This is a genomic window from Metabacillus sp. 22489, from assembly GCF_052044855.1.
Taxonomy (GTDB): domain Bacteria; phylum Bacillota; class Bacilli; order Bacillales; family Bacillaceae; genus Metabacillus; species Metabacillus niabensis.
In genome coordinates this window covers 23,646-31,759 of the sequence record NZ_JBQENT010000055.1, presented here as the reverse complement: position 1 = coordinate 31,759, position 8,114 = coordinate 23,646, and the positions used below count along the sequence as shown (strand labels likewise).

At 32.6% G+C, this 8,114-nt stretch carries 7 protein-coding genes; 2 read left to right on the top strand and 5 right to left on the bottom strand.

Annotation, left to right across the window (positions count from 1 at the left end; genetic code table 11):
• Positions 1 to 101 (top strand): IS3 family transposase (locus ACTJJ9_RS23085; RefSeq protein WP_440768915.1); only part of this gene is annotated, 101 nt, incomplete at its 5' end.
• A 198-nt stretch (positions 102 to 299) separates the two neighbouring features.
• On the opposite strand, the gene ACTJJ9_RS23080 is transcribed toward ACTJJ9_RS23085, so the two are convergent.
• Positions 300 to 1,577, bottom strand: coding sequence for a glycosyltransferase family A protein (locus tag ACTJJ9_RS23080; protein WP_145582485.1), 1,278 nt, complete (start codon positions 1,575 to 1,577; stop codon positions 300 to 302).
• A 163-nt stretch (positions 1,578 to 1,740) separates the two neighbouring features.
• On the opposite strand from ACTJJ9_RS23080, the gene ACTJJ9_RS23075 reads away from it, so the two are divergent.
• On the top strand, positions 1,741 to 2,748 hold the full coding sequence (locus tag ACTJJ9_RS23075) for a DUF4855 domain-containing protein (protein ID WP_145582484.1): 1,008 nt from the start codon (positions 1,741 to 1,743) through the stop codon (positions 2,746 to 2,748).
• Positions 2,749 to 3,969: 1,221 nt separating this feature from the next.
• On the opposite strand, the gene ACTJJ9_RS23070 is transcribed toward ACTJJ9_RS23075, so the two are convergent.
• Genes ACTJJ9_RS23070 through ACTJJ9_RS23055 form a run of 4 tightly spaced genes read right to left on the bottom strand, consistent with a single transcriptional unit; the run spans position 3,970 to position 8,075 of the window.
• On the bottom strand, positions 3,970 to 4,953 hold the full coding sequence (locus tag ACTJJ9_RS23070) for a glycosyltransferase family 4 protein (protein WP_095302021.1): 984 nt from the start codon (positions 4,951 to 4,953) through the stop codon (positions 3,970 to 3,972).
• Positions 4,950 to 5,897, bottom strand: a complete 948-nt coding sequence (locus ACTJJ9_RS23065) for an NAD-dependent epimerase/dehydratase family protein (protein WP_145582483.1) — start codon at positions 5,895 to 5,897, stop codon at positions 4,950 to 4,952. Before ACTJJ9_RS23065 ends, ACTJJ9_RS23070 begins: the two co-directional genes overlap by 4 nt.
• Positions 5,894 to 6,973, bottom strand: a complete 1,080-nt coding sequence (locus tag ACTJJ9_RS23060) for a Gfo/Idh/MocA family protein (protein ID WP_095302023.1) — start codon at positions 6,971 to 6,973, stop codon at positions 5,894 to 5,896. The genes ACTJJ9_RS23065 and ACTJJ9_RS23060 overlap by 4 nt, the downstream gene beginning before the upstream one ends.
• Entirely contained in the window at positions 6,963 to 8,075 is a 1,113-nt protein-coding gene (locus ACTJJ9_RS23055; protein ID WP_095302024.1) for a DegT/DnrJ/EryC1/StrS family aminotransferase, read from the bottom strand. The genes ACTJJ9_RS23060 and ACTJJ9_RS23055 overlap by 11 nt, the downstream gene beginning before the upstream one ends.
• Positions 8,076 to 8,114 lie beyond the last annotated feature (39 nt).

The window sequence follows — 8,114 nt, the reverse complement described above, 5'->3', positions numbered from 1 at the left end:
ATGACTATGTTCACTGGTATAACTATATTAGAATCCATGGAACCCTAGATTATTTAAGTCCAATTGAATTCAAAATAAAACACCTTAAAAAAATTGTCTAGTTTAGTGTTGACGATCCAGTTAGAGGAAATAAACAGTAATATTGTAACATTAGTCGAACCTTTAGAATATGGATCAAGGGGATATCGTTATATTCCTATCGAAGCTATAAATTTTATACGAGTTCTTTGAATATGACCTAGTAGGACACCCCTTGTCTAAATAGGCTTCTGAAGCTAAGTAGATGAGGGGATCTCACATTATAAAGGTGAGGTAGTCAAGTATACTATAAAATCATTCCATTTGGATTGATTTTTTTTTGTAATACTTTCATCATGCTGTCGGACATTGTAAACAGAAAAATCTTTGTACAAAATCCTTCCCGTTTTTAATAAATTGTATAATACAGAAACGTCCTCATACAATCTCCCATCCTCAAACGAAATAACTGGAAATCCACCGATGCCCTTTAATTTATCTGTCCGATAAATTCTTGGTCCTAAAGGATGAGGATATGTAAATAATTCTGTATGTGAATCAATTTGTTTCCCTATACGTGACTTTTTATATTTTATTAAAGAAGGAGTGACTTCCTTCCATATTTTTAAATTTCCGTACAATACTGATACATCGTTTGGTAAAGAAAGCAATAGGTTTAAAAGAGTTGTAACAGCATCAGGATCAAGCCAATCGTCCCCGTCTACTTCTAATATGAAATCCGAGTTAATCTTTGGCAATATGGAATTTAGTGCTCTTGCCTTTCCACCATTTTCTTTATGAAGAAATGTAATATCATCCCTTTCAGTTGACCATTTTGCTAAGATATCATGTGTTCTGTCAGTTGAGCCATCATCGATTACATATATATGCTGGAATGGTTCATGTTGCAAAAGACATGATAAAAGTGCTGTTTCGATATACTTTTCCATATTATAAGTGGACATCATTACTGAGAGAGAAATTGGAGTATCTATTTTTTTCGTTTTTAAGGTAAATTTTTCGAGATACTTCCATTTATGCATATTTGCAGTATCTATTTTTTTCCTTAGTTGCCTTACTCCTTCGTAATGAGAAGATGCTTGTAAATTTTGGTTTAAAAGCCACGCTACAAAGCACGCTTCATTAAAAGGAACAAATTTAGAGGAGAGTAAAGGGTATTTTTTTAATAAAGAAGCACTGACTATAAATGGTCTTTTAATTGATAGGTTTCTAACAGTTATCTGGCTAGTCATGATAAATTTCTTCTCCTTGTAAGAAAGGGAGGAATGATATATTTCGGTTGTTAGGATTTCATCTGAATACATAAACATTATATAGTCAGAGGTACTAATATTAACAAATTGATTTATTTGTTCGCCAATATCTGTCATGACGATTACTCGACTATTTAAAGTCAAGGGAGTGCTTACATGAATCTTCTTGTAATGAAAGATTGTTACTTTACCTATGTGGTGTTTTAGATAATCTAAGGAGTCAATTGCCCTATTTATTCGTGATTCGTTGCTGTAATCAATAAAGAAAATATCGATTGAGCTCATTAATTTCACTCCTAAGTAACAAAATCTTTTTGATTATAATTACATATTCATCCTTCGACATTTCTAGAAGCACATTTTTAATTAGGTATAAAAGGAGAAGCACGGTAACTAGTTATTTTTCATATCTTATAAAATGAGATAATGAAAAAGGAGATTAATAAACATGTCAAATAATTCCAATGGTTATCTAACTGCTGAAGAACTTTCAATACAAAATCACCTTTGTATGCTGCCTTTTGGAGATGCATCAGATGACTATTCAACTGATTGGACGAAGGAAGAGTTAAAATATTATCAACATTATATTGTTGAAGGAAATCCAATTGATACAATGTTCAAGGCATTTATTTTTAATCCAATACGAGTTAGAGAAAATTATTTCATTCATTCAATGCATACTGGATTAGGAAAGCTTGCGAGAAATAATGATTGGTTGCAAATTATCGAGAGGCTATTTATGGATGATGTGAACTTGGACGCACTTCATCAAAACACAAAATATGGGGAGAAAACAGACGTTTGGATAACGATTCCATATCCAAATCCACTACAAGAAAGATTTGGTCATGTATTTGGAAATAACCTTAATTTTGTAAATGATGCAGATCGAATAAAAGCGGTTCAGTGGTGGATTGATTGTTTTATGATGAGATGGGAAGAGAAAACAAATCTGCATGATAAGCTTGTGTTAAGAGGATTTGCATGGCAGCGTGAATCTATTAACTCAGGTGATGAGGCGCTTGTTAAAGCTTCTAATGAATACATTCATAAGCACCAATTATTATCAATCTGGCCGTTTAATTATGGGTCATCAGGATGTTTAAATTGGAAGGAATTTGGTTTTGATGCAGCGACTGCAAATCCGAACTATTATGGTAATACAGAGGTAGATACTAATTGGATTACCAATACTTCAGTCTTTGCTAAACATTATCATACTGGTATGCAAATTAATTACGGGAAGGGTGCAACATATAATAGTACCCATATTTATGATTATTTAAATTTAGGGCTAACAAATGAATTTATCGAAAACTGTTTATTGCTTTATCAATTCCATGACCAAACAATGAAACAGATTTATGAAGAGGACTTTACAGCATATATTCAAATTTATTCATTTATTAAGAATATTTATCAGGAATTTAGATATCCAGGAATAACGTACTAAAGCTTGTTTTAAATGATTCCTGATTTTAAATATTGATTTCTGTAATAATAACTATTCTATTTTCAATAAAGAAAAATTAATGAAGGAAAGGGTTTCGTTTTTGGTATTCTTTATAAGAAATTAGAGAAATGACGTATAGTGTTATACGTCATTTCTTTAGTTTGTATTGTTGTTAATGTACATTGTTGAAACCAAATGGACCCTGAATTTCATTATGATCAACATAATAGCTGTATTAATGTTCAGCAGCATATTGAAAAAGTAATCAAACAGAAGGCACAATTTAGCTCAACCTGGCGCTCAGAGAGTAATTGTAAAGGTTTGGAGTGATATTGAAAATTATCTAGTTAAGGTATCAAATCAAATTGAACCACAAGGATTAGATGATTTTACATGAGTACTTTATTTATTTGCTTTTACGTTATTGATTTCCATGTCTATTTTATCTTTATTGGATGTAACTCATGATTAAGTTTCCTGGTTTTAGAACAGACACCAAAAAGTAAACCATATATATACTTGAGATTTATCTATCTTATGTTGTTTAAAAATGTAATAAATAATGATGTAGGAGATAAATTATGGATTATTTTATTGGTCTCAGCATTCTATATAATATTAGTTTGATAAGTGTTGTCAGGGTCATTACAGGCTTTGTGAGAACTGTAGAACAATGTTATGCAGTTTCCGTAATAACTACACGTAGTGGAGCTTATTTGATACTAGGGACGAATAAGAAGCCGGTATTATCATTGATTGCTGAATGATTTCAAATAACTCAGAATATAGAGGTATAATTTTTGTCATTTTCTTGCTGGTATTCAAGACTTAATGATGTCGTTTTTAATAGATCTATTGATTGGAGTACTTGTAACAGGGCATGGGATTGAGATAAAAAATGAGATATTTTTTATAAAAAAGCTCTCGGTTTTTAAAAATAGACTAGAGAGCTTATATTATTTAAATATAAAGTTGTAAGATCTGTCATTTTGTAATTAGCTTTAGGCTTTTTAAAATGGATAGAAATATATTTTTTTATTCCATTTTCCAACATGCAAACTAATGAAGGGGAAAATAAAAGACATGTGTCCGGTGATACTTTGAACACATGTCCTGCAGTATAAAGCTTTTTAACTTTATAATTTTCAATGAACTAAGCCTTCCTACATATATTAAATTCTATAATTTTAGGATGAATGTTTAGAAAAGCATGTTTTACTATTAAAGATTTTTATAAATGTTAATTAATTGTTCTGTAATAATACGGTGATCGTGGTACTTTTCTACATATCCTCTTCCTAATATTCCTAAATTTTGTCTTAAAAGAGGTTGTTCTAATAAAATCTTTACATTTTCGTATAACGTATCTGGATTTGCATTTACTATTGGCAGAACACTCGGGAAAGTGGAAACTAAATCAGGTCGAATATAGGTGACAACAGGTTTTCCTAAGGCCATCGATTCAACGCTCAATAGTCCGTATGAGCCACAAAGGATTTGGTCGATAATGATATCGGCTTTTTCATATAATTCAATAACTTCATCATGGCTCATTTTTTCAATTCTTTGGTAGTCAAAATCATAATTCTCTCTTAATTTATTAATTACTTCTTCGATATAAACAGTTCCTTTAAAGTCAGGATTTGTTGGAGCGTGTAGCAGTAATGGCTTCTTTTTGTGTATTGGAGGGTAGAATGGTTTAAAATGCTGTAAATTAATCGCTATTGGAACGACATGGACTTTATCATAATAATTTTTTACATATTCATAAACCTCATAATCCTGAACAATTGCCTGTTTAATATAAGGAGTTATTTTCGTCAACCTCTCATGAATCACTTCATTTGCTGGTGAATCTCCGGTATAGACATAAGGGTTATTCTCTTTTGCTTGTTCATGGAATCGTACATCATTTCCCCAATGATGCATAATCATCTTTTTTTGTTTATTAAAGATGAGTGGAAGATCCTCATAGTTTTTGTCAAGTGTTGTACAGTAATGAAAATGAAAGACATCAAAAGAATCGATGATTTCATCCTTCAATTTTTTAATTTCTTCTTCACTCGTATTAATTAGGTTATCCTTGTAACCAAGATAAGAATGATAAGTGTTATATCCTGTTGATTCGAAGCCTTTTTGCTTTAATCCGTCACTTAATATACCCATTTGTCCAGCTATTTCGGTTGTACCGTGGAATACTTTCATGAACTTTCACCTCGAGTTAGCCATTGATATGTTTTTGTTAAGCCTAAAATTAAGCTGTGATGACACTCCCACCCCAGCTTTTTTAAATTTGAATGGTCGAGACATCTACGTTGAACAACATCGACGGATCTTTTTGGAAGGAATGATAACTTTAATTCTTGATTTCCACAAACTTTATTAATTTCCGTTGCAAGATCGAGAACTGACGTTTCTTTTTCTGTGCTAACATTGTAGACATGACCAATTGACTGATCGTTTGTTGCGACTAGCAATATTGCATTTAGGGCATCTTCAATATAAGTAAAATCTCTCGTCTGTGTTCCGTCACCAAAAACATGCATAGACTGATTGTGCATTGCAGCTTCAAAAAATTTAGCCACAACACCGCAATATGGGTTACTGATCAATTGGCCAGGGCCGTATACATTTGATAATCGGAGAATAGTAACTGGTAATTTGTACATATAATGGAATACATGGCAATAATGTTCGGTAGAAAATTTGCTAGCAGAGTAAGGTAATTTCGTATTGTGATAGGTTTCAGGAGTAGGTAAAATAGTGGCATCTCCATATACTGATGCAGTAGAAGTGTAAACAAATCGCTTTAAATTACGGGAAAGTTGCTCTGTTTTTTGTAATAACAATAGGCCACCGTATAGGTTTGTTTCGAAATCATCTTGAATATTATTGTAAGATAAAACTAGGTTTTTACATGCTAAATGAAAAACATATTCGACTTCAGGAAGTACATGCTCTAAAGTTTCTTCATCTGTAATACTTGCGTGAAAAAACGAGATATTAGTTGCATTTGGAATCGATGATTTATTCCCTGTCGAAAGGTCGTCAATAATATAAATATGCTCAGCAACAGGGATCATTTCTTTGACTAACTGAGAACCTAAAAAACCTGCACCACCTGTAATTAAAATTTTTCCGAATTTCATGTTGGACCACCTTTAGATTTCATATTCATTGTATTAAAATTTTCTAATGGGAGGTTTTGACTTTTCCCTGTTAGTGTAGAATTGTATAAAGCGAAAATGGTTTCTAATGCTTTTTTTCCTTCCTCGCCAGAAATTAGAACTTGTTGATTAGGAGTTTGGATAGATTCGATAAAATTATTATACATATATAATTGTTCATTTTGGTCGCTCGTTAATTGCTCCAACTCATTCAAGCTTGTTACTTCATCTTTTATGAACCATCTTGAAATTGAATTTAATGATGGTCCTTCGATGGAAATACAGCCTTTTTCACCATAAATTGATAAGTGATATCCTAAATTATTGGGCTGTGTAATGATATTTGCTTCAATGATTCCTTTTGCTTGATTTGCAAAGGTAAGGATTCCGAGTGCGATGTCTTCTGTTTCTTTTGTTTGAGAAAACCTTGAGATATCACCATATACATTTTTTACATCGCCTAAAAACCATTGTAATAAGTCGATTACATGTATACCTTGGTTGATTAACATACCACCGTCTTTACCCCAGTCACCTCGCCATGCTGCACCTGCATAATATTCTGGAGAGCGGTTAAGGCGAATTGAAGCAACTCCTAAATAAGGTCTGCCGATTTTCCCTTCATCTATTACTTCTTTAATCTTTTGCATAATAGGTCTGAATCGCATTTGATGACAAATCATTAATTGAAGGTTTTTTGCCTTTGCTAGTTGGATGATGTCATCTGCTTCTTTTAATGAAAGTGTCATTGGTTTTTCAAGGATCACATGCTTTCCGGCAATTAGTGAGATTTTTGCCATTTCGGCATGTAAACCAGAAATTGTACAAATAACGACAGCATCAACTTCTTCACTTTCAACCATATCTGTATAGGTAGTATATTGTTTTATTGTTTCATGAGTATTAGATGCATTTTTATAATAAGTAATTGCATCGTTCATTCTTTCTATTTGTATATCGCTTACTGCTACAAGTTTAGCATTTTGACAATGAGCGATAGCGTCAAGATGACGCTTTGAAATAAATCCGCATCCAATAATGCCAAATCTAATGGTCACTGCTGTTTTCCACCTCTCTACGTAATACCTTAACGACATGATCTTGGTCGCTTTCAAGTAAGAAAGGAGACATCGGTAGCGCGAATAATGTTTCAGATAATTTTTCAGAAACTGGAAAATCACCTTTTTTATAACCTAAATGTGCATAGACATTTTGTAGATGAAGACATAATGGATAATATACTCCTGTATGAATCTCTTCTTTTGTTAACCTTTCGATAAATTGATCCCGTTTTTCAGAGCCTACACAATATAAATGATAAATGTGAGAACGGTCGTTTTTTTCGACTGGAAGAGTTAAAGTAGCATTTGATAGTGCTTGATTATAACGTAATGCTAGTTCTCTTCTTTTATCATTCCAGCTATCTATTTTGTTTAAAAGTATGAGTAAAATAGCTGCATGAATTTCATCTAATCGACTATTGTAACCAATTGTGTCATGGTAATATTTCTTTGATGTTCCATGTGTACGTAAACTGCGAATTTTTTTAGAAAGTTCTAAATCAGAGGTAGTGATTATACCTCCATCACCTAATGTACCGAGGTTTTTGGTCGGGAAAAATGAAAAGCAAGCTGCATCACCTAATGAGCCGACTGCTCTGTCTTTATACGTAGCACCAAATGCTTGGCATGCATCTTCAATGACGATAAGCTGATATTTTTTAGCTAAATCCATAATTTCATCCATATCTGCTGATTGACCAAATATATGAACAGGAATAATCGCTTTTGTTGCACTCGTAATTTTTTCTTCAATTTTAGCAGGTGAAATCGTATAGGTTACAGGATCTACGTCAGCAAAAATTGGTGTTGCACCAACTCTTGAGATAGCTTCTGCACTTGCAAAGAAAGTAAATGGACTCGTAATGACTTCATCACCGTTGCCAATTCCATATGCTTCTAGAGTCAAAACTAATGCATCTGTTCCATTTCCAACTGCAACAGCATCTAAAACACCAAGCTTAGTTGCAATACTTTTTTCTAATTCTCTAACTTTTGGACCGAGTATATATTGTCCACTATCAAGAACGTGTTCTATTTCTTGTAATATTTCAGATTTAACAGATTGAAATTGCTTCTTTAAGTCAATTAGTTGAATCATAATGTCCTCCTTTGGTCAACTTCCTAAGTTGTCGTCACA